Source organism: Pseudomonas sp. HD6422 (assembly GCF_025377065.1).
Classification (GTDB): domain Bacteria; phylum Pseudomonadota; class Gammaproteobacteria; order Pseudomonadales; family Pseudomonadaceae; genus Aquipseudomonas; species Aquipseudomonas putida_U.
In genome coordinates, this window is record NZ_JAHWIW010000007.1 from 48,658 (window position 1) to 68,824 (window position 20,167).

Annotated in this window: 15 protein-coding genes and 2 tRNA genes; 10 read left to right on the top strand and 7 right to left on the bottom strand. The window is 61.3% G+C overall.

Going from position 1 to position 20,167, the window contains the following annotated elements; genetic code table 11:
- Entirely contained in the window at window positions 1-420 is a 420-nt protein-coding gene (locus KY379_RS06640) for an HIT domain-containing protein (protein WP_261239516.1), read from the bottom strand.
- Between the two features lie 716 nt (window positions 421-1,136).
- On the opposite strand from KY379_RS06640, the gene KY379_RS06645 reads away from it, so the two are divergent.
- From KY379_RS06645 to KY379_RS06655, 3 genes are all read left to right on the top strand, one after another.
- Window positions 1,137-2,408: an OprD family porin gene (locus KY379_RS06645; protein ID WP_133327862.1), complete on the top strand. Its 1,272-nt coding sequence runs from the start codon at window positions 1,137-1,139 to the stop codon at window positions 2,406-2,408.
- 160 nt (window positions 2,409-2,568) lie between these two features.
- Entirely contained in the window at window positions 2,569-4,284 is a 1,716-nt protein-coding gene (locus tag KY379_RS06650; RefSeq protein WP_133327860.1) for a proline--tRNA ligase, read from the top strand.
- A 20-nt stretch (window positions 4,285-4,304) separates the two neighbouring features.
- Complete coding sequence (locus KY379_RS06655; RefSeq protein ID WP_133327858.1) at window positions 4,305-5,258, top strand: hypothetical protein; 954 nt, start codon at window positions 4,305-4,307, stop codon at window positions 5,256-5,258.
- 27 nt (window positions 5,259-5,285) lie between these two features.
- On the opposite strand, the gene dinB is transcribed toward KY379_RS06655, so the two are convergent.
- Window positions 5,286-6,344, bottom strand: a complete 1,059-nt coding sequence (gene dinB / locus KY379_RS06660) for a DNA polymerase IV (RefSeq protein WP_165976063.1) — start codon at window positions 6,342-6,344, stop codon at window positions 5,286-5,288.
- A gap of 221 nt (window positions 6,345-6,565) precedes the next feature.
- Between dinB and KY379_RS06665 the strand changes: the two genes are divergently transcribed.
- The 4 genes from KY379_RS06665 (at window position 6,566) to KY379_RS06680 (ending at window position 11,031) form a co-directional block, all read left to right on the top strand.
- A tRNA-Met gene (locus KY379_RS06665) sits at window positions 6,566-6,642 on the top strand.
- Between the two features lie 133 nt (window positions 6,643-6,775).
- Window positions 6,776-6,852 (top strand) — tRNA-Met (locus KY379_RS06670).
- 244 nt (window positions 6,853-7,096) lie between these two features.
- Window positions 7,097-9,739: a bifunctional lysylphosphatidylglycerol flippase/synthetase MprF gene (gene mprF / locus KY379_RS06675; protein ID WP_261239515.1), complete on the top strand. Its 2,643-nt coding sequence runs from the start codon at window positions 7,097-7,099 to the stop codon at window positions 9,737-9,739.
- On the top strand, window positions 9,739-11,031 hold the full coding sequence (locus KY379_RS06680; RefSeq protein ID WP_133327850.1) for a virulence factor family protein: 1,293 nt from the start codon (window positions 9,739-9,741) through the stop codon (window positions 11,029-11,031). Before mprF ends, KY379_RS06680 begins: the two co-directional genes overlap by 1 nt.
- Window positions 11,032-11,116: 85 nt before the next feature.
- On the opposite strand, the gene KY379_RS06685 is transcribed toward KY379_RS06680, so the two are convergent.
- On the bottom strand, window positions 11,117-13,027 hold the full coding sequence (locus KY379_RS06685) for a potassium transporter Kup (protein ID WP_261239514.1): 1,911 nt from the start codon (window positions 13,025-13,027) through the stop codon (window positions 11,117-11,119).
- A 224-nt stretch (window positions 13,028-13,251) separates the two neighbouring features.
- Between KY379_RS06685 and KY379_RS06690 the strand changes: the two genes are divergently transcribed.
- The 3 genes from KY379_RS06690 (at window position 13,252) to rimO (ending at window position 15,565) form a co-directional block, all read left to right on the top strand.
- Window positions 13,252-13,566, top strand: a complete 315-nt coding sequence (locus tag KY379_RS06690; protein WP_133327846.1) for a hypothetical protein — start codon at window positions 13,252-13,254, stop codon at window positions 13,564-13,566.
- Window positions 13,566-13,853: a helix-turn-helix domain-containing protein gene (locus KY379_RS06695; RefSeq protein ID WP_133327844.1), complete on the top strand. Its 288-nt coding sequence runs from the start codon at window positions 13,566-13,568 to the stop codon at window positions 13,851-13,853. The genes KY379_RS06690 and KY379_RS06695 overlap by 1 nt, the downstream gene beginning before the upstream one ends.
- 380 nt (window positions 13,854-14,233) lie before the next feature.
- Window positions 14,234-15,565, top strand: coding sequence for a 30S ribosomal protein S12 methylthiotransferase RimO (gene rimO / locus KY379_RS06700; RefSeq protein WP_133327839.1), 1,332 nt, complete (start codon window positions 14,234-14,236; stop codon window positions 15,563-15,565).
- Between the two features lie 94 nt (window positions 15,566-15,659).
- Here the strand turns inward: rimO and KY379_RS06705 are convergent, their stop codons facing one another.
- From KY379_RS06705 to KY379_RS06720, 4 genes are all read right to left on the bottom strand, one after another.
- Window positions 15,660-16,409: a hypothetical protein gene (locus KY379_RS06705; RefSeq protein ID WP_133327837.1), complete on the bottom strand. Its 750-nt coding sequence runs from the start codon at window positions 16,407-16,409 to the stop codon at window positions 15,660-15,662.
- A gap of 89 nt (window positions 16,410-16,498) precedes the next feature.
- Window positions 16,499-18,223 carry a DUF5666 domain-containing protein gene (locus KY379_RS06710; RefSeq protein ID WP_409977263.1) on the bottom strand — a complete coding sequence of 575 codons (1,725 nt, stop codon included), beginning with the start codon at window positions 18,221-18,223 and terminating at the stop codon, window positions 16,499-16,501.
- On the bottom strand, window positions 18,220-19,065 hold the full coding sequence (locus KY379_RS06715) for a DUF6502 family protein (protein WP_133327833.1): 846 nt from the start codon (window positions 19,063-19,065) through the stop codon (window positions 18,220-18,222). The genes KY379_RS06710 and KY379_RS06715 overlap by 4 nt, the downstream gene beginning before the upstream one ends.
- A 147-nt stretch (window positions 19,066-19,212) precedes the next feature.
- Complete coding sequence (locus KY379_RS06720; RefSeq protein ID WP_261239511.1) at window positions 19,213-19,911, bottom strand: hypothetical protein; 699 nt, start codon at window positions 19,909-19,911, stop codon at window positions 19,213-19,215.
- Window positions 19,912-20,167 lie beyond the last annotated feature (256 nt).

Sequence of the window (20,167 nt, forward strand, 5' to 3'; positions counted from 1 at the left end):
TCAAGCCTCCTCGAAGCGCGCATCGAGTACCGCACGCAGGCGCTGACGAATGCCCTCGACTCGTTCATCGGTGTATGCCCGGGCCTCACATCTGCCCCATACCGGTGCGGGCCACGCCGCATCGTCGCGATAACGCACGATCACATGCATGTGCAACTGGCCGACCACGTTACCCAAGGTAGCGACGTTCATCTTGTCAGCGCCAAACGCCGCCGCAAGCGCCTTGGCCAGGTAACTGGTTTCATTCCACAATTGCTGCTGATCCTCGGCATCAAGGTCGAACACCTCGCTGACTTCGGCACGCTGCGGCACCAGGATGAACCAGGGGTAATTGGCATCTCTGCTCAGCAGTACCTGACACAACGGAAAACTGCCCAACACCAGGGTATCCTGCTGCAAACGCGAATCCAGGACGAACACGGGAAACCTCCTTGAGGAAAATCTGGCCAGCGACACTGGCGACCTGCGCGCAAGGATACTCCTCTGTGGGCGATTGGGGAGGGGCGTGCACGAAGGCGGTAACACAGCGCTACTTTTCGCACCAAAATGAGGCCTCGGTGAGGCCCTGACTGCATTTACCGCCACATTCCCCACGACGAATCAACAGTTTGCGGTAACACATTGAGTTAGCTGGAAGCTTTATCAGGAAAGTAAGCAAGCTAACTATGGCACACCATCAGACAAGCAAAACCCCGTGTTTTCGGTGGGTTTACCCACTTGCGCCCCCATTTTGTGAAAATTTCATGAAACGTTGGGTATTTTGAGCACGCTTGTTGCATTCCTTTCACGCCAAGTCGGCACGACACCTGCATTGTCAGGTGAACGCGACAAATGGCTACAGCGTCGTCGGTTACCCAGGGAGTTTTCCGAGCCCGAAGCGTTCTTTACAGTTTCGTTACGGTGGAAGAAACAGCGCTGGCGTTATGCACCCGCTAACTAAGGGTGTGATTTGCGACATGGAAATACCTGAATGCGACATGCGAATAAACTTCCCGAAAGGATCTTTTTCGTCATATCGCCAATAACAGTCAGCGTGCTATAAATCTTCGCCGACATAACAAGAAAGAGCTGCCCCTATAACTAAAACATGTTGGGTGCAGCGGTACTCTTCCTAAAAACCAAAGGAGCAAATCACGATGCGCGTGATGAAGTGGAGCATGATCGCCCTGGCAGTATCGGCAGGGACCTCGCAGCTGGCATTCGCCTCTGCTCAGGATGAATCCAAAGGTTTCATCGAAGACAGCACGCTGAGCGTCAAAACCCGCATGCTGTACTTCAGCCGTGACCGTCGCAACAACGACACCGGCCCAAGCCGCAGCGAAGAGACCGGTCTGGGCTTCCTCGGCACCTACGAGTCGGGCTTCACCCAGGGCACCATCGGCGTAGGTCTCGATGCCATCGGCATGCTCGGCCTGAAACTGGACAGCGGCAAAGGCCGCGCCGGTACCGGCCTGTTCCCGACCGGCTCTGACGGCCGCTCGCAAGACGACTACTCCAAAGGCGGTGCGGCGGTCAAATTCCGCATTTCCGACACCGTACTGAAAGTCGGCGATCAATTCACCGCGCTGCCTGTGTTCGCCACTGACGACAGCCGCTTGCTGCCAGAAATCGCACAAGGCGCATTGATCACCAGCAGCGAGATCAAGGGCCTGACCCTGAACGCCGGTCGCTTCACCAGCCTGACCGCGCAAGAGCAAACCAACCGCGACAGCCTTCAGTTGAAGAGCGCCGACGTATTCGGCGGCACCTATGCCTTCACTGACAACCTGTCCACCAGCCTGTACTACTCCAAGGTCGAAGACTACTGGCGCAAGTACTACGCCAACATCAACTGGGCCCTGCCGATCTCCGATGATCAAGGTCTGGTGTTCGACTTCAACATCTATGACACCAAGAGCGATGGCCAGGGCCTGCAGCGCGCCGCCAAAGACGACGCGACCAAGCTCGACAACCGCGCCTTCAGCCTGTCCGGTGCCTATAACATCGGCGCCCACACCTTCACCCTGGCCTTCCAACGTGTCACCGGTGATGGCGACTACGGCTATGGCGTAGACGGCGGCGGCACTGTATTCCTGGCCAACTCCGTGGCCCGTTCCGACTTCAACGCCGAAGACGAAAAATCCTGGCAGGCTCGCTACGACCTGAACTTTGCCGAGTACGGCATCCCAGGCCTGAGCTTCATGACTCGTTACGTTCGTGGTACTGGCGCCAACACCGCCACTACCAACAACGGCAAGGAATGGGAACGCGACGTCGACATCAAGTACGTGCTGCAGGAAGGCCCGGCTAAAGACCTGAGCTTCCGCGTGCGTCAGGCTACCTACCGCTCCTCCGATGGCGTCTACTACGGTTCCTCGTCCATCGACGAACTGCGCCTGATCGTCGAGTACCCGCTGAGCATCCTGTAAGCCTGGCTTATAGTGCCCCGCACCTGAAAGAGCCCGGCTATCCCGCCGGGCTTTTTCTTGGCTGACAAGCGCCCCGCCCTGGGGCATCCTGTACGCCTTCGTTTCGCCCCCGTACAATGCGGGGTCATTTCAATGTCTTAGGCAATCGACACGGCCCACCATGCGCACCAGTCAATATTTGCTCGCCACCCAGAAAGAAACCCCTGCCGATGCAGTGGTCATCAGCCACCAGCTCATGCTGCGCGCCGGCATGATCCGCAAACTGGCCTCCGGCCTGTACACCTGGCTGCCGATGGGCTTGCGGGTCATGCGCAAGGTCGAGAACGTGGTCCGCGAGGAAATGAACGCAGCCGGCGCCCTGGAAGTGCTGATGCCGAGCATTCAGCCTGCCGAACTGTGGCAGGAATCCGGTCGCTGGGAGCAGTATGGCCCAGAGCTGCTGCGCCTGAAGGACCGCCACCAGCGCGACTTCTGCGTAGGCCCGACCCATGAAGAGGTCATCACCGACCTGGCCCGCAACGAGCTGTCCAGCTATAAACAGCTGCCGCTCAACATGTACCAGATCCAGACCAAATTCCGTGACGAGATCCGCCCACGCTTCGGCCTGATGCGCGGACGCGAATTCATCATGAAGGACGCCTACTCCTTCCATGCCGACCAGGCTTCCCTGCAGGAAACCTACGACCGCATGCACCAGGCTTACACCAACATCTTCACCCGCCTGGGCCTGGACTTCCGCCCGGTGCAGGCCGATACCGGCTCCATCGGTGGTAGCTACTCCCACGAGTTCCACGTGCTGGCCGAATCCGGCGAAGACGACGTGATCTTCAGCGACAGCTCCGACTACGCCGCCAACATCGAGAAGGCCGAGGCCATCCCGCGTGAAACCGTACGCCCGGCGCCTACCGAGGAGCTGCGTCTGGTCGACACCCCAGATGCCAAGACCATCGCGCAACTGGTGGAAAACCACGGCCTGCCAATCGAAAAGACCGTCAAGACCCTGATCGTGCGCGGCGCCGAGGAAGGCAAGCTGGTCGCCCTGATCGTCCGCGGCGACCACGAGCTGAACGAAATCAAGGCTGCCAAACTGGAGCAGGTCGCCGACCCGCTGGTCATGGCCACCGATGCCGAGCTGCGCGAGGCCATCGGTGCCGGCGCAGGTTCGCTGGGCCCACTGAATTTGCCACTGGAGTGCGTGATCGACCGCTCGGTCGCCCTGATGAGCGACTTCGGCATCGGCGCCAACATCGACGACAAGCACTACTTCGGCGTCAACTGGGAGCGTGACCTGCCAGTTCCTCAGGTCGCCGACCTGCGCAACGTCGTCGAGGGCGACCCGAGCCCGGATGGCCAGGGCACCCTGGTAATCAAGCGCGGCATCGAGGTTGGCCACATCTTCCAGCTCGGCACCAAATACAGCGAGGCGCTCAAGTGCCAGGTGCTTGGCGAAAACGGCAAGCCGGTTACCCTGTCCATGGGCTGCTACGGCATTGGCGTATCGCGCGTGGTCGCCGCCGCCATCGAGCAAAGCTACGACGACAAAGGCATCATCTGGAACGACGCTCTGGCACCGTTCCAGATCGCCCTGGTACCGCTGCGCTACGAAACCGACGTGGTCCGCGAGGCGACCGACAAACTGTACGCCGAACTGACCGCCGCCGGTTACGAAGTACTGCTCGACGACCGCGACAAGAAGACCAGCCCCGGCATCAAGTTCGCCGACATGGAGCTGATCGGCATCCCGCACCGCATCGTCGTCAGCGACCGCGGCCTGGCCGAAGGCAACCTGGAGTACAAGCATCGCACCGAGCAGGACGCCCAGGCGCTTGCGCTCAATGAGGTGCTGACCTTCCTGCAGGCCCGCGTCCGCCGCTGATAATCAATGCACGAGTGATCATGTCCAAGCGAAGTACCTTTACCCTGGGGGGGGCCGCCTTGTGCGGCACCCTGCTCGTCAGCGGCTGCGCCAACCAGATGTCCCAGCGCAGCGAGCATGAGGAGCGCGTCGAGCGCAAGCTGCTCGAACATACCCTGCAGATCGATGTCGGCGAGCCGAAGGTAATGGAGCTCCCGCAACGGCGCGTGCGTGTCCATGAGGAAAAACGCTTCGAAGTCACCGAGTTCGAAGTGACCCGACGCTACGATCGCTACACGCCTTACCAGCCCTGGCGCGAGATCTACGAGATTCCGCTGGGCGCGGTGGCCGTGGTGGCCGGTGTCGGCGCCAATGTGGTCAACGTGTTCGCTTTGGGGAACCTGCCGGAAAGCGTGACCCATGACTGGCTGAGCTATGGTGTGGCTGGACTCAACCCGTTCATGAACGTGCAGTCCAATGGCCGCGCCCAGCAGAACCTGGCTGCGGTCAGCGAAGTGCAGAAGGACAAGCGTGAGGAGTCCAGCAGCCTGCCGTGGAGCGAGCGACTGGTGGAGGTCAAGGCTGGCAAGATGACCCACGAGCTGACGACCGACCGTAATGGCGTGCTGCGCCTGAACCTGCTCGACAGCCCGTTCTCCGAGCAGAACCTCAACCACGTCGGCACCTTGCATCTACAGGTGCTCGACGAGGACAACGCGGTACGTGGCGATGCCAGCCTGCTGGTCAGCGCCAACTTGCGCAACAAGCTGCTCGAAGCCCATGAACTGATCTTCGATGATCTCGAAGACGACGACGTGGGACAGTGGGTGCACAGGGTCAAGCGTCTGTCCGAGCTGGGTCTGGAAGAGGAAGCCAGCGAGATGGAGCAAAGCCTCATCGAACTGACCCGCAACGACCCGGAACTGCAGGAGGATTTCCTGCAGGCCTTGACCAAAGCCACCGGGCGCCTGGTAGCTGATCCCGGCATGCAATGATCAACGAGGGCCGCGATGCGGCCCTTTTCATTTATAAGGAAACAGCTCCAACTGCTCATGCGCCCCGCGCAGATCGCGCAGCCTCACCCCCACGCCGAGCAAGCGCACCGGTTTGCCGCCTCGGGCGAATGCCTGCCCCAGCAACTGCCGATAGCTTTCCAAGTCGCGACCAGCCCCGGCCTGTTCCAGGGTCGTCTGGCTGAAATCATGGAACTTGACCTTGACGAACGGCTTGTCCGGACGGTAGCTGCTGTCCATGCGTTCGATCCGCTCGTTCAGGCTGGCCAGAAGATCCGGCAGGCGCTCCAGGCAACTGGCCAGGTCTGGCAGGTCAGCGTCATAGGTGTTTTCTACACTGACCGATTGTCGACGGCTGTCATTGTGTACGGCACGCTCATCAATGCCCCGCGCCAATCCCCATAAACGCTCGCCAAAGGTGCCGAACTCCCGCACCAGCGACAATCGCGGCCAGTCACGCAACTGCAGGCAATTGTCGATGCCCAGCCGCGCCAGCTTGTCGGCCGTCACCTTGCCCACGCCGTGCAGCCGGGCGACCGGCAAAGCAGCGACGAAGGCTTCGACCTCTCCCGGGGTGATCACGAAAAGGCCATTGGGCTTACGCCAGTCACTGGCGATCTTGGCCAGGAACTTGTTAGGCGCCACCCCCGCCGAGACGGTGATATGCAAGGTCCGGGCAACCCGCCGACGGATGTCCTCGGCAATGCGGGTAGCACTACCGGAAAACCACTGACTGTCGCTGACGTCGAGGTAAGCCTCATCCAGCGAAAGCGGCTCGATGATCTCGGTGTAGTCGCGGAAGATCGCATGGATCTCGCGGGAAGCCTCACGGTAGGCATCGAAACGTGGCTTGACGATCACCAGGTCCGGACACAACTTGAGCGCATGCCGAGAGGACATCGCCGAACGCACACCATAAGCGCGCGCCTCATAGTTGCACGTGGCGATCACGCCACGGCGGTCCGCCGAGCCGCCCACCGCCATCGGGCGGCCCGCCAATTGCGGGTCATCGCGCATCTCGATCGCGGCGTAGAAGCAATCGCAGTCGACATGGATGATTTTGCGCAATGACATGGATGCTCGCCAGCACTGTAAATTCATACAGATAGTACCGCATGGAGCTATTGCCAAGACAGTCCACGCACAGCGCGGCACGACAATCGGCCTACAAGCCCCGTCGCGCCTGAGCTGCAAGCCGGATTTCGGCGCTAAGTTTCTGAACGAAAAAGGTTTTTTTCACATTAACGCTTGACACCCCAGCGGAAATCCGTAGAATTCGATTCCACAGGCGCGGGATGGAGCAGCCTGGTAGCTCGTCGGGCTCATAACCCGAAGGTCGTCGGTTCAAATCCGGCTCCCGCAACCAGATTCAAGAAAAGGCCACTGTTCAGACAGCGGCCTTTTTCTTTGCCTCGCCAAAAGGCGCGGAAAAAAATAGCGAAAAATCAACAGTTAGCGCTTGACACCCATCAGCCAAACTGTAGAATGCGCACCACTGACGCGGGATGGAGCAGCCTGGTAGCTCGTCGGGCTCATAACCCGAAGGTCGTCGGTTCAAATCCGGCTCCCGCAACCATATCGTCAGAACAACGCCCACACTGTGAAAACAGCGTGGGCATTGTTGTTTTCGTCATGTGAAAATCCCACGCCCCTCTGCCCAGCACCTGGCTTGAAGATCTGCCCTGAGCATGAACTATCTTTAACCCGGGCGGACAGCTGAAAGCGTCTCCGCCAGGAGTAATATCTGGATACGTTTTCCAAAGGGATTTTCAATTGGCCGCACCCTCCCCCAACCTCGCGCTTCAGGCCCGGGGTAACCCATGACTTCCAATCAACCAGAACATACGACGCCCTTGGCTGCCGCGCTTCCTGCAGTTGCTCAACGCCTGCCATTGCTCGAGCGCGTCAGTCGCTACCGGCAACCCATCGGACTGGCAGTCACCTTGCTGCTGTTCGCCCTGGCGTTGATCGCCTGCCGTCACCTGCTCAGCGAACTTGACCTGGACGCCTTGCACGACGCCATGCTCAGCGTGCCGAGCGCATCGCTGCTGGGCGCCTTCCTGGCTACCTTGGTCGGCTTCGCGATTCTGCTTGGTTATGAATGGTCGGCCAGCCGTTATGCCGGGGTGAAGCTGCCCACGCGCAGCCTCCTGCTGGGCGGCTTCAGCGCCTTCGCTATCGGCAATGCCATTGGCTTGTCGATGCTTTCCGGTGGATCGGTACGCTATCGCCTGTATGCGCGCCAAGGTCTAGGCGCTGCAGAGGTCGCACGCATGACGGTGTTCGCCAGCCTCTCGCTCGGCTGCGCACTGCCGCCACTGGCAGCCCTTGCAACCCTGAGTAACCTGCCGGCAGCCGCTGCAGCATTGCGCCTACCCGCCGGCGTGCTGGCCGGCATCGCCATTGCCGTACTGGTCGCCACTGCCGCACTGGTTATCGGCCTGTACCGGAGGCGTCTGGCCGAACAACCACTCAGCGACACCCTGCTGGTGCAACTGGGCCGGCGCACGTTGCGCCTTCCGGGGGCACGTTTGGCCGCATTGCAGCTGCTGATCACCGCCCTGGACGTCGCCGCCGCCGCCACCGTGTTGTATCTGCTTCTGCCCGAAGCGCCACCGTTCGGCGCCTTCGTGCTGGTCTATCTGCTGGCCCTGGCCGCTGGGGTGCTCAGCCATGTGCCCGGGGGGGTCGGCGTTTTCGAGGCGATCCTGCTGGCTGCTTTTGCCGACCAGCTGGGTGCCGCGCCGCTGGCTGCGGCCTTGCTGCTGTACCGCTTGATCTATGTCGTGTTGCCTCTGCTGGCGGCGTGCGTGTTGCTGCTCGCCAACGAGGCCCGGCGCCTGCTGTTCACCCACCAGGCGATCAAAGCGGCATCGGGCCTGGCGGCACCGATCCTGGCGATCCTGGTGTTTCTTTCCGGTGTGGTGCTGCTGTTCTCTGGCGCTACGCCGGAAATCGACACACGCCTGGAGCATATGGGCTTCTTGGTGCCGCATCGGTTGATTGATGCTTCGCACTTCGGCGCCAGCCTGATCGGCGTGCTTTGCCTGCTGCTCGCCCAAGGCCTGCGCCGTCGCCTGTCCGCCGCCTGGCTGTTGACCACTGTGCTGCTGCTGGTCGGGGCACTGCTTTCGTTGCTCAAGGGCTTCGATTGGGAAGAGGCCTGCCTACTGACCTTCACCGCCGCCCTGCTCGCCTTGTTCCGCCGTTCGTTCTACCGCCCCAGCCGCTTGCTCGAACTGCCCTTCTCGCCGGTGTACCTGGTGGCCAGCGCTTGTGTGGTCGGTGCTTCGGTGTGGCTGTTGCTGTTCGCCTATCAGGATGTGCCTTACAGCCATCAGCTCTGGTGGCAGTTCACCCTGGACGCAGACGCGCCACGCGGCCTGCGAGCGGCGATGGGCAGCGCCGTGCTGCTGGTGATCGTCTCGCTGACCTGGCTGCTGCGCACCGCACGACCGACCATCCACCTGCCCGATGACGATGAGCTGCATCGGGCCAATCGTATTCTGCTGGCCTCGGACCAGCCCGACGGCGGCCTCGCCCTGAGCGGCGACAAAGCCTTGCTGTTCCACCCCAACGACAACGCCTTCCTCATGTATGCCCGCCGTGGTCGCAGCCTGGTGGCGCTGTACGATCCCATCGGCCCGGCCCAGGAGCGGGCCGAGATGATCTGGCAGTTCCGCGACCTGTGCGACCTGCACCATGCACGCCCAGTGTTCTACCAGGTACGCGCGGAGAACCTGCCGTTCTACATGGACATCGGCCTGACTGCGCTCAAGCTAGGCGAAGAAGCACGGGTCGATCTGCGCCGCTTCGACCTGGAAGCCAAAGGCAAGGAGATGAAGGACCTGCGCTACACCTGGAATCGCGGCGGGCGCGATGGTTTGACGTTGGAAATCCATGAACCCGGCCAGGCTCCTCTGGACGCACTCAAGGAAATATCCGATGCCTGGCTCGGCGGCAAGAACGTCCGCGAGAAAGGCTTTTCGCTGGGACGCTTCAGCCCCGATTACCTGCAGCACTTCCGTATCGCCCTGATCCGCTTTCAAGGGCGGCCGGTGGCCTTCGCCAACCTGCTGGAGACCCATGGCAACGAACTGGCCAGCCTCGACCTGATGCGGGCCCATCCCGAAGCGCCGAAGTCGACCATGGAGTTCATGATGATCGGCCTGATCCTGCACTACAAAAACCACGGCTACGCACGCTTCAGCCTGGGCATGGTGCCGCTCTCGGGCCTGCAACCCCGGCGCGGCGCCCCGTTGACCCAACGCCTGGGCTCGATGGTGTTCCGCCGGGGCGAACAGCTCTACAACTTCCAAGGCCTGCGGCGCTTCAAGGACAAGTTCCAGCCGGACTGGGAACCTCGCTACATGGCCGTGCCAGCCGGGTTGGACCCATTGGTGGCACTGGCTGACACCGCCGCCCTGATCGCTGGCGGCCTGACTGGACTGGTGAAACGTTGATGATCCGACGCTATTGGCTGTATGTACTGATCCCCCTGCTGCTGGCTGCTGCGGCCGGTGCCGTGGCCTTTTGGCTATGGACCCGCCCGGCTCCCGAGGCACACCTCGAACAACTGACCGTCAACGGCCTGCAAATGACCCGCGTGACGCCGGGTGTGCACGCCAAGGCCCGGGTGGCGATAGGCGTCCCCCAGGAACAGGCCTTGACCGACAAGCAACTGCTCGATTTGAGCCAGGCTGGCGAAGCGCAACTGGTACAGGTGATCCTGCCGCCCAACGACTGCATGCAGCAACAGCAGGCCGTGAACCAGGCGATCGGCCAACTGGCGGGCCAGCCGACCGTGGTCGCCGGCATCGGCGCAGGCGCGTCCCAGGCCTGGCGCTGGTTGACCAGCCAGTCCGACGACAAGGCCCGGGCCATTTCCGTGGACTTCAGCCTCGAGCAACCGGGCTGCACCGCAGCGCTGCCAAAGGCGGCGGCGCACGGCCATTGGAACGTGGCCTGGAACGACAACCCGGACGACGCCAGTGCCGCTTTCGTGCGTGACCAGGCCAACGCTGAAACCAGCATCAGCGACTACGACATTCATCTGCCACAGGTGCTCAAGGCCCAACTGACCCAAGCGCTGGTCGGCCGTGACGGCAATGCCTTGGCCATTCCGGTGGTAGAGGTGCCCGCCGGTCAAACCACCGACACCGTAACCCTGTTTCTCTCCGGTGATGGCGGCTGGCGCGATCTGGACCGTGACGTGGCCGGCGAAATGGCCAAGCTCGGCTATCCGGTCGTGGGCATCGACACCCTGCGCTATTACTGGCAACACAAGACCCCAGAGCAAAGCGCTGCCGACCTGTCAGAGCTGATGCAACACTATCGTCAGAAGTGGGGCACCAAGCGCTTCGTGCTGGCGGGCTACTCGTTCGGTGCCGATGTGCTACCGGCGATCTACAATCGTCTGCCGACCGAAGACCAGCAAAGGGTCGACGCGGTCGTGCTGCTGGCGTTCGCCCGCAGCGGCAGCTTCGAGATCGAAGTGGAAGGATGGCTGGGCAAGGAAGGCCAGGAGGCCCCCACCGGACCGGAGATGGCCAAGCTGCCGGCGTCCAAGGTGGTGTGCGTGTACGGGGTCGAGGAAGCCGACGAGAGTGGCTGCACCGACAAGACCGCAGTGGGTGAACGGCTGAAGTTGCCCGGTGGCCATCACTTCGACGAGAACTACCCGGCGCTGGCCAAACGCCTGATCGGCGAAATCGATACCCGCCAGGGCAAATCCAGCGTGGCCGAGCAGAACTGAGCGCAGCCGGTCGTCGGCAAAGCCGGCACCTACACGGACGCTGAACATCCTGTAGGAGCCGGCTTGCCGGCGATCACGGCATCACCTAGATCTCGACCTGGGTTCCCAATTCGATCACCCGGTTCAACGGCAGGTTGAAGAAACGCAGATTGCCGTTGGCATTCTTCAACAAGAAGGCGAATAGATTCCCGCGCCAACGCGACATGCCTTCCAATCGTGAAGCGATCACCGTTTCCCGGCTGAGGAAATAGGTGGTGCGCATAGGGCTGAAGTCCAGTTCCTCCAGATGGCACAACTTCAAGGCCGCCGGTACATCCGGCTCGTCCATGAAGCCGAAGTGCAGCAGCACGCGGAAGAAGCCGTCACCGTATGCCTCGACCTCGAAACGCTCCTGCTCCGGCACGCGTGGCCGATCTTCGCTCACCACCGTCAAGAGCACCACCTGGCTGTGCAATACCTGGTTGTGCAGCATGTTGTGCAACAGCGCATGGGGCACGGCATCGGGCCGCGCGGTCAGGAATATCGCCGTGCCCTCGACCCGGTGCGGCGGCTGCACACGGATGCTGGCGATGAACACCGGCAGCGGCAGCGCAGCTTCATCGATGCGCTCGACCAGTATCTGTTTGCCACGCTTCCAGGTACTCATCAACAGGAACAGCACACCGCCAGCCAGTACCGGGAATGCGCCGCCCTGGGCGATCTTCGGCACGTTGGCGGCGAAGAACAGCCCATCGACCAGCAGAAAACCCAGCAGGATCGGCACCGCCAGCAGCGGCGGCCATTTCCATTGCAGCAACATGACCGAGGCCACCAGGATCGTGGTCATCAACATGGTGCCGGTCACGGCCACGCCATAAGCTGCCGCCAGGGCGCCGGACGATTCGAAGCCGATCACCAGCAGTATCACGCCGACCATCAGTGTCCAGTTCACTGCACCGATGTAGATCTGTCCCTGCTCGGCACTCGAAGTGTGCTGGATCTGCATGCGCGGGATGTAGCCAAGCTGAATCGCCTGACGGGTCAGGGAGAAAGCCCCGGATATCACCGCTTGGGAGGCGATGACCGTGGCCATGGTCGCCAGCCCGACCAGCGGCAGCAGTGCCCAGCTCGGTGCCAGCAGATAAAACGGGTTGCGCGCGGCCTCTGGGTCTTGCAGCAGTAGCGCTCCCTGACCGAAATAGTTCAGCACCAATGCCGGTAACACCAGGGCGAACCAGGCGCGGGCGATCGGCTGGCGGCCGAAGTGCCCCATGTCGGCGTACAGGGCCTCGGCGCCGGTCAGCGCCAGCACCACGGCGCCGAGAATCGTCACGCCCAGGCCGGGATGCACCACGAAGAAGTTAACCGCCCACGCCGGGTTGAACGCCTTCAATACTTCAGGGCTCTGGGAGATGCCATGCACTCCCAACGCGGCCAGCACCAGGAACCAAGTGACCATGATCGGGCCGAACAGCTTGCCGATCTGCTCGGTGCCGTGTTTCTGCACCAGGAACAATGCGACCAGCACCAGCAGCGACAGCGGCACGACCCAGTGGTCGATCCCATCGACGGCCAGACCCACCCCTTCGATTGCCGAAAGTACCGATACCGCTGGGGTGATCATGCTGTCGCCGTAAAACAGCGAAGCGCCGATCAGACCGCAGATGACCATCAACCCGCGCAGCCGCGGGTAGGCCGCCGTCGCGCCGCGGGCCAGGGCGGTCAGTGCCATGGTGCCGCCCTCCCCCTGGTTATCGGCGCGCAGGATGAACATCACGTACTTGAAAGACACCACCCACAGCAGCGACCAGAGAATCAACGAAAGGATGCCCAGCACACCATCATGATTCACCGGCACGCCATAGCCGCCGGTAAAGACCTCCTTGAGGGTATAGAGAGGGCTGGTCCCGATATCGCCATATACGACCCCTACCGCTGCCACGAGCAGGCCGATCGACCGCGCCCCACTGTGCTTCCCAGCCTGCCCGCCTTCGGCGTGACTGCTTGCCTGAACCATCGACCACTCCCGCAGACGGCCATCAAGGCCCTTGAAATTCTCCTGTCGCCGAGGCCTTGCAGAACCCTGGGCGCAGTGCCGCGAAGCATAGCGCAGCGTTCGTCGTAATTCTGCTGGTCAAGCGGCCGTTGCCCTGCCAAATCAAAGCGCTTAGCAAATCGTTGCATACTCCTGAGGGACGCCCTAAAATCTCTGTACGCCAATGGCGCACACAAAGGGACTGCATGATCTTCATCGAAACGCCGGTTTTCACCTCAGAGGTGAAGGAACACCTGGATGATGAAGCGTATCGGGCATTGCAGGCATACCTTGCAGAGCATCCGGAGGCAGGGTCGCTCTTAGAGGACACAGGTGGTCTTAGGAAAATCCGTTGGGCTGCCAAGGGCAAAGGCAAAAGCGGCGGTGTTCGAGTGATTTACTACCATGTCACAGCAGCCCATCAGATTCGAATGATTCTGATCTATCGCAAGGGGATCATGGATACCTTGACCAATAGTCAGAAAGCGCAACTTCGCGCGCTCAACAAAGGGTGGAAATAATGGAGAAGAATCTCTTCGATCGTCTTGTGGAAAGCATGACTCAGATGGATGAGATCGATCGGGGTGAGCGTCAGCCATCGCGTGAATTCCACGTAGACGCGCTTCAGGTCAAAAAGATTCGTCAAGCTACCGGCCTTTCCCAGGCTATGTTCGCCAAACGTATCGATGTCGCAGTAGGGACATTGCGTAATTGGGAACAAGGCCGTCGCGAGCCTGAAGGTCCGGCTCGGGCCTTACTCCGGGCGATTCATAACGATCCTGTGCATGTACTTGCGGCCTTGAGCTAGGTACTCAAAAGCCCGCAGTCGCGGGCTTTTTCATGCATCCAATTACAACTGTCGGTTCAGTTCTGCCGTTTAACCATAAGCCTCGAACACAGCGGGTTCCCAGTTAGTTATTACTCATTCGCCGGCTGAGTTCCGCTTTCTTTCTCGCAGGCTACCGTTGCACGGCGGCGCGACCAAAGCGGCAGCACGGTATATCCAGCCGTTGTGATAGTCGGAGTATGCACGCCGCTGCAGCGGCTCAGCGTTCGTCGTAATTCTGCTGGTCAAGCGCCCTCCTGCTCGCTAGAATTGCGCACTTTTTGATCAGAGGCGCCAGCAGCGCCCGTCGAGATCGCCCCCGTCAGCGGCCGGGCGACCTGCATTCAATACCGAGGTTAGCCATGTCCACCACTCCCGCCACGCCGAAGGTCGGCTTCGTTTCCCTGGGTTGCCCGAAGGCCCTGGTCGATTCCGAGCGCATCCTGACCCAGCTGCGCATGGAAGGCTATGAAGTCGTGCCCACCTACGAGGACGCCGACGTGGTGGTGGTCAACACCTGCGGCTTCATCGACAGCGCCAAGGCCGAGTCGCTGGAAGTGATCGGCGAAGCGATCAAGGAAAACGGCAAGGTCATCGTCACCGGCTGCATGGGTGTCGAGGAAGGCAATATTCGTGACGTGCACCCGAGCGTGCTGTCGGTCACCGGCCCACAGCAGTACGAGCAGGTGGTCAACGCCGTGCACGAAGTCGTGCCGCCGCGCCAGGACCACAACCCGCTGATCGACCTGGTGCCGCCACAGGGCGTCAAGCTGACCCCGCGTCACTACGCTTACCTGAAGATATCCGAAGGCTGCAACCACAGCTGCAGCTTCTGCATCATCCCGTCCATGCGCGGCAAGCTGGTCAGCCGTCCCGTTGGCGAAGTGCTCAGCGAGGCCGAACGCCTGGTCAAAGCCGGCGTCAAAGAGATCCTGGTGATCTCCCAGGACACCAGCGCCTATGGCGTGGACGTCAAGTACAAGACCGACTTCTGGAATGGCCGCCCGGTCAAGACCCGCATGCTCGAGCTGTGCGAGGCCCTGAGCAGCCTGGGCGCGTGGGTGCGCCTGCACTATGTGTACCCTTACCCGAACGTCGACGACGTGATCCCGCTGATGGCCGCCGGCAAGATCCTGCCGTACCTGGACATCCCGTTCCAGCACGCCAGCCCCAAGGTGCTCAAGTCGATGAAGCGTCCGGCTTTTGAGGATCGCACCCTGGCGCGTATCAAGAACTGGCGCGAACAGTGCCCGGAGCTGGTGATCCGCTCCACCTTCATCGTCGGCTTCCCAGGCGAGACCGAGGAAGACTTCCAATACCTGCTCGACTGGCTGACCGAAGCCCAACTCGACCGCGTCGGCTGCTTCCAGTATTCGCCGGTCGAAGGCGCACCGGCCAACGACCTGGGCCTGGAGGAAGTACCTGATGACGTCAAGCAGGATCGCTGGGACCGCTTCATGGCCCACCAGCAGGCGATCAGCGCCGCACGCCTGCAACTGCGCATCGGCAAGGAGATCGACGTGCTGATCGACGAAGTCGAGGAGCAAGGCTCGGTTGGCCGCAGCTTCTTCGATGCACCGGAGATCGACGGCAGTGTGTTCATCGATGGCAACCATGGCTTCAAGCCAGGCGACAAGGTCCGCTGCCGCGTGGTCGATGCCGACGAATACGATATGTGGGCTGAGCCTATCTAAGCCGGTAGCCGGACTGAAAAGCCCCTGGCCCCGCACGCTTGAACAAAGCGGTGCGGGACCAGGGGCTTTTTCCGTGTGGACCCGACCCATTGCATCAGAATGTATGGAACAGCATCAGGCCGCCCTCGCCATCCGGGCTCGCATCGGAAAAGCCCTTGACCGCGTACAACTGGATCTTCCACTGCTGGTTGAGCTTGTGGGTGAGAAACAGGGTCAGTTCCTTGATCTGTGATCCTGTGGAAACCACTTTCTGCCGCCAATCGTAAGAAGCGCCTGCCGTGGTGCCAGCCACCAGCGGGAAGGCGAAGCCCAGGCTGGCGAAGATCGGATCATCGAAATCACTGCCGGGCGGATCGCCGTATTTCTTCCAGCCCAAGGTGGCGAAGCCTGTCACCGGGCCAAACGCCTTGGCGAGATCGACCTGGGCGGTGTAGTCGTATTCACCGGTACCCAGGCACTGATCCTCATCTGCTGTGGGAAACTTGACCTTGCCAATGAGGTCGAGAAAAACGCCATTGCGGTTGCCATCGAGCAGTGCATAAGCGGCGCTGGCGACAGTGTCACCCAGTCCACTTTCGACATCCCGACAGCCCCCGGGCAGTGGATCGCCATCGGGCCCGACTTCAGGATTGGTGATGTGCAGCCAAGGTACGGTGACTTTATAGGTCATGGGACCGGTTTCGTACTTCGCCACCACTGGCAGGTACCAGATTTCCGACGTGGTGCCAGTACCATAGTCGCCACTGGAATAATCCAGGCCTACAGCGGTGCTGAAGGTATCGGCGGAGGCCGACAGGCCGATGCCCGACAACAGGCCGGCCAACAGAGGAAGCATGGGTCTCATCTGCACCTCGATATCCTGTCAGGAAGTGGTGTCGGATGTACCCAGCCTAGTTGCTAATCGCTGGCCTGGAAGGCGTCGCCAGGTAGAAACTAACGCCCGGATCGTTCGGGTCGCTCGACCTTTTCGTTTTTTTCGACCTTGTCAGGCCTTTCGACTTTTTCCACCTTCTCGACTTTCTCTACCTTTTCAACTTTCTCCACCTTCTCGGGCTTTTCTACTTTCTCTACTTTCTCTACTTTCTCTACTTTCTCTACTTTCTCGACTTTCTCTACCTTCTCAACTTTCTCGACTTTTTCAACCTTCTCGGCCTTTTCCGCTTTTTCGACCTTCTCCGCCTTTTCAACCTTCTCGGCTTTCTCGATCTTTTCCGCCTTCTCAACTTCCTTGCGTTCGGCCTTCTCGATCTCCTCCGCTTTCTCGACCTCGACCTTTTCCCCCCTTTCGGAACGACCACTTCCGCTGCTTCCAGAGAGATCTACAGCCTCGGGGTGCCCAGAACGACCCGATGTGTCCCCGATTTCTGACGGGCCATGATCGTCATCCACGTCCTGCGAGCGTCCATCCACGTGCCTCTCACTGCTGCCACTGTGCGCACTGTGACCACTGCCACTAGCACCGCTGTTGCTCGAGTGGTCCGAACTCCTGTCATCCTGCTCGCCTTGGTGCCCGCCCCGGCCTCTTTCCGAACCGTCGATACGGGCTTCATGGAACTCCACGCGCGTGGCGCGAATTTCCCGCGAACCACTGAACACTCCGCTGATCCGCAATCGTTGATCGACGGCTAGGGCGGCGGCGTGCTTGCCAACGAATACAGTGTCGCGCCCCAATGTCACTTGAACCCCAGCGATCACCAGTTGGCCATCTTGGCGGCGCTGTACCAGGCCTTCGATGACCGCCTGATGCACACGACCGGTGAATGGCAGGCTCGGGTCGGGACGGCTTTGCGCGACCTGTAGCTGGCCGCCGGTCCACTGCCCGCGGACCAGCACGTCAGCCGTCGGCGCGACTCGGCTTCCCAGTTTCAGACCCTGGAGGGTTCCGCTACGGTCGACCGAACCAATGGCGCTGGCCTGTTTGAGCCCTGGTGCTCGGGCGATACGACTCGCCACCACAGCACCACTGGCATCGCGTAGACCACTGACTTTGACGGGATCGCCCGGGCGTAGCCCTTCGGCGACCCGCGCCCCTGGCGCAAGCCGCACCGGCTGGCCCATCACCCGCAGCGGAGCCGAAGCATTGGGCATCGAGGTCAGGGGCCCCTCGAAGACGTTCAGGATGGAAATACGCCCCGCTTGCAGACCACGATTGCTGGCAAACGCTTCCACTGCGACCACCTGCCCTATCGCCAGGTGATCAGTGCTGGAAGCGACGCCATTCTCACTGACCGGCACATCCTTGCCGAAGTGCACTTCCAGGCCGTTCACACAGATCGAAGCAAACCCGGTGATGGTGCCGACGATACCGGTACCGCCTGTGCCGCCTGGGCTGAGGATGGGTGCACCGGTGCCGCCGACTCCGCCGTTGTCACGCTCGTAGACACCATCATCCACACCCTCGGCCACCGCCCCGGTACCGCCGGTGCCACCAGGACGTTTGCGCAATGGAGCGCCAGTGCCACCCACGCCACCATTATCAGTACGCGCGCCCGTACCGCCGCTACCGCCCGGATACTGCATCTGAGCGGCTCCTGCCATGCCTAATTCGTCACGACTGACGCATACTGGCGCGGCCTGCGCAGCCATGGGCGCCCCCAGGCTTACCCCAAGAACCAGGGTCAGGAAGGCGACACTGAGGCGGCGCAACAGGGCATTCATGGGTTAGGCGACTTCGACGACACTGAGTCGGTCGGTTCGGAATAGAAATAGAGCCCGATGGTGATGCGCTGGCGTTGCTCTGGTGCCGGTACATCGGCGCTTTCGAGGTCCGCAGCGCTGCGGCTGAAATCCAGCAACATGCGCATGCCGTCATGGGCCACGGCCTCACGCAGGATAGCCACACTGGCAGGTGTCAATGCATCGTAGTGCACGCTGCGCTCGAAAAACGGCGGGCCTTCATCGCTCAGGTTGTGCACCGCCGCGCTGGCGTGATCATGCAGGTTGTGGCCGAAATAGGCAGCCTTTTCATCGAAGCCCTTCTGCGGAACGAAGGCCTGGGCCTCGAGGTGTACGCAGTCCTGATCATCGACCCGCACAACACCCAGTCGCAACCATTCATCGAGCACCACCCGCCCACGGATATCCGTGCTGATCCTGGCCACCAAGGCATCGAAAGAAAAGTCCCCACCGACACTGCTCAACCGCGGGAGCGGCAACGCTTGGCCGGCCTCGTTGCAAAATGGTCGGCAGGTGGTCCAGGCAGTCACAAGTTGGGCGCCGAGGGTGATGTTTTCCGGCAGCGTCTCAGGCGCAGCGTCACCCTCGGCGCGCAAGCGCCGGACATCCTTGCGATGTACCCCGGTAAGCAGGCTGATGCGGCTATCACTCGGGACCTTGTCATCCAGACGAAATTCACGGTGGGCCACATCGACGAATACTTCCTTGAGCAGGTCGGCGAACATCGTGTAGGTGACCCCTTTGCGCAACATGAGCCGCACCAAAGGTCGAACGACCCGGCGCAGCGCACTTAACATAGAGGGAGATTGCGTAGGCGGTTGCATTGAGCGCGTTCCTTGACAGACGAAAGCAGTATATGTCGCGGGAAAACATCCCACACGATATGTATCCACTTCCCTCCATAGTTTAGGAATAGGTCGTCAGCGCTCACTGCACTTGTGGTCCAGGCGGCCACCGCCCATCACGGCCTGTCAGCTCCGGCTGTTGTCGTCCCCGGCTTCGCCCCCGGCATGAGCACCGCGGTCATCGCCCGGTTCGCCACCCACATGATTGCCATGATCATCACCAGGTTCACCACCCACGTGATTGCCATGGTCATCGCCAGGCTCACCGCCAACATGATTGCCATGATCATCACCGGGTTCACCGCCAACGTGGTTGCCATGGTCGTCACCGGGTTCACCACCGACGTGGTTACCGTGATCATCACCACGCTCAGCATGATTGCTGCTGCGCCCAGAGTTGGAGTTACCGTCGTGGCCGCGGCCCGAATCGTGACCACCGCCACTATCGCCCGAGCCGGCGTGACCACTGCCTCCGCCACTCCCACCGTGACCGCCACTTCCGCTGCCACCGCCGTGGCCACCGCCACCGCTGCCACCGCCATGGCCACCGCCACCGCTGCCGCCGCCATGGCCACCGCCGCCGTGGCCACCACCACCGCCGCCGCCGCCGTGGCCACCGCCACCGCCGCCACCGCCGTGGCCACCACCACCGCCGCCATGACCACCACCGCCGCCGCCACCGTGGCCACCGCCGCCGCCGCCATCTTTGGCAAAGGCGCTGGAACCGCTTGAAATCGAGTCAGGAACCAAAACCATGGCGGTCGACAGTACGCCAGCAACGGCTACCGCCAATAGAGCCCGCTTGAACAGCCAATGAATCTGCATTTTCCGTCTCCTGGTCATCACCGCGATGGGACGCCAAATCACGTAGTCGTTCGTAGGCTTTTACTTTTTATTGTGTGGGAATTTTTCCCACGCTTTAGTAATAGACCTCCTTCATCGGGTGTTCAAGCGGCGCATGCGGGAGACGACCAGCGGTCACACCCGGAATACTGCAGAAGGAGGGACGCGTTCTCATTGAAGCGATCGATGTCAGCGACAAGCACCTGCGGCATCGCCCTGGCGGTGCGGACTTTTACAT

Bases quoted from the DNA above. Each gene is read 5' to 3' on its own strand.
- KY379_RS06645 (WP_133327862.1), top strand. From the start codon at position 1,137: ATGCGCGTGATGAAGTGGAGCATGATCGCCCTGGCAGTATCGGCAGGG.
- KY379_RS06650 (WP_133327860.1), top strand. From the start codon at position 2,569: ATGCGCACCAGTCAATATTTGCTCGCCACCCAGAAAGAAACCCCTGCC.
- KY379_RS06655 (WP_133327858.1), top strand. From the start codon at position 4,305: ATGTCCAAGCGAAGTACCTTTACCCTGGGGGGGGCCGCCTTGTGCGGC.
- mprF (WP_261239515.1), top strand. From the start codon at position 7,097: ATGACTTCCAATCAACCAGAACATACGACGCCCTTGGCTGCCGCGCTT.
- KY379_RS06680 (WP_133327850.1), top strand. From the start codon at position 9,739: ATGATCCGACGCTATTGGCTGTATGTACTGATCCCCCTGCTGCTGGCT.
- KY379_RS06685 (WP_261239514.1), bottom strand. From the start codon at position 13,027: ATGGTTCAGGCAAGCAGTCACGCCGAAGGCGGGCAGGCTGGGAAGCAC.
- KY379_RS06690 (WP_133327846.1), top strand. From the start codon at position 13,252: ATGATCTTCATCGAAACGCCGGTTTTCACCTCAGAGGTGAAGGAACAC.
- KY379_RS06695 (WP_133327844.1), top strand. From the start codon at position 13,566: ATGGAGAAGAATCTCTTCGATCGTCTTGTGGAAAGCATGACTCAGATG.
- rimO (WP_133327839.1), top strand. From the start codon at position 14,234: ATGTCCACCACTCCCGCCACGCCGAAGGTCGGCTTCGTTTCCCTGGGT.
- KY379_RS06705 (WP_133327837.1), bottom strand. From the start codon at position 16,409: ATGAGACCCATGCTTCCTCTGTTGGCCGGCCTGTTGTCGGGCATCGGC.
- KY379_RS06710 (WP_409977263.1), bottom strand. From the start codon at position 18,223: ATGAATGCCCTGTTGCGCCGCCTCAGTGTCGCCTTCCTGACCCTGGTT.
- KY379_RS06715 (WP_133327833.1), bottom strand. From the start codon at position 19,065: ATGCAACCGCCTACGCAATCTCCCTCTATGTTAAGTGCGCTGCGCCGG.
- KY379_RS06720 (WP_261239511.1), bottom strand. From the start codon at position 19,911: ATGCAGATTCATTGGCTGTTCAAGCGGGCTCTATTGGCGGTAGCCGTT.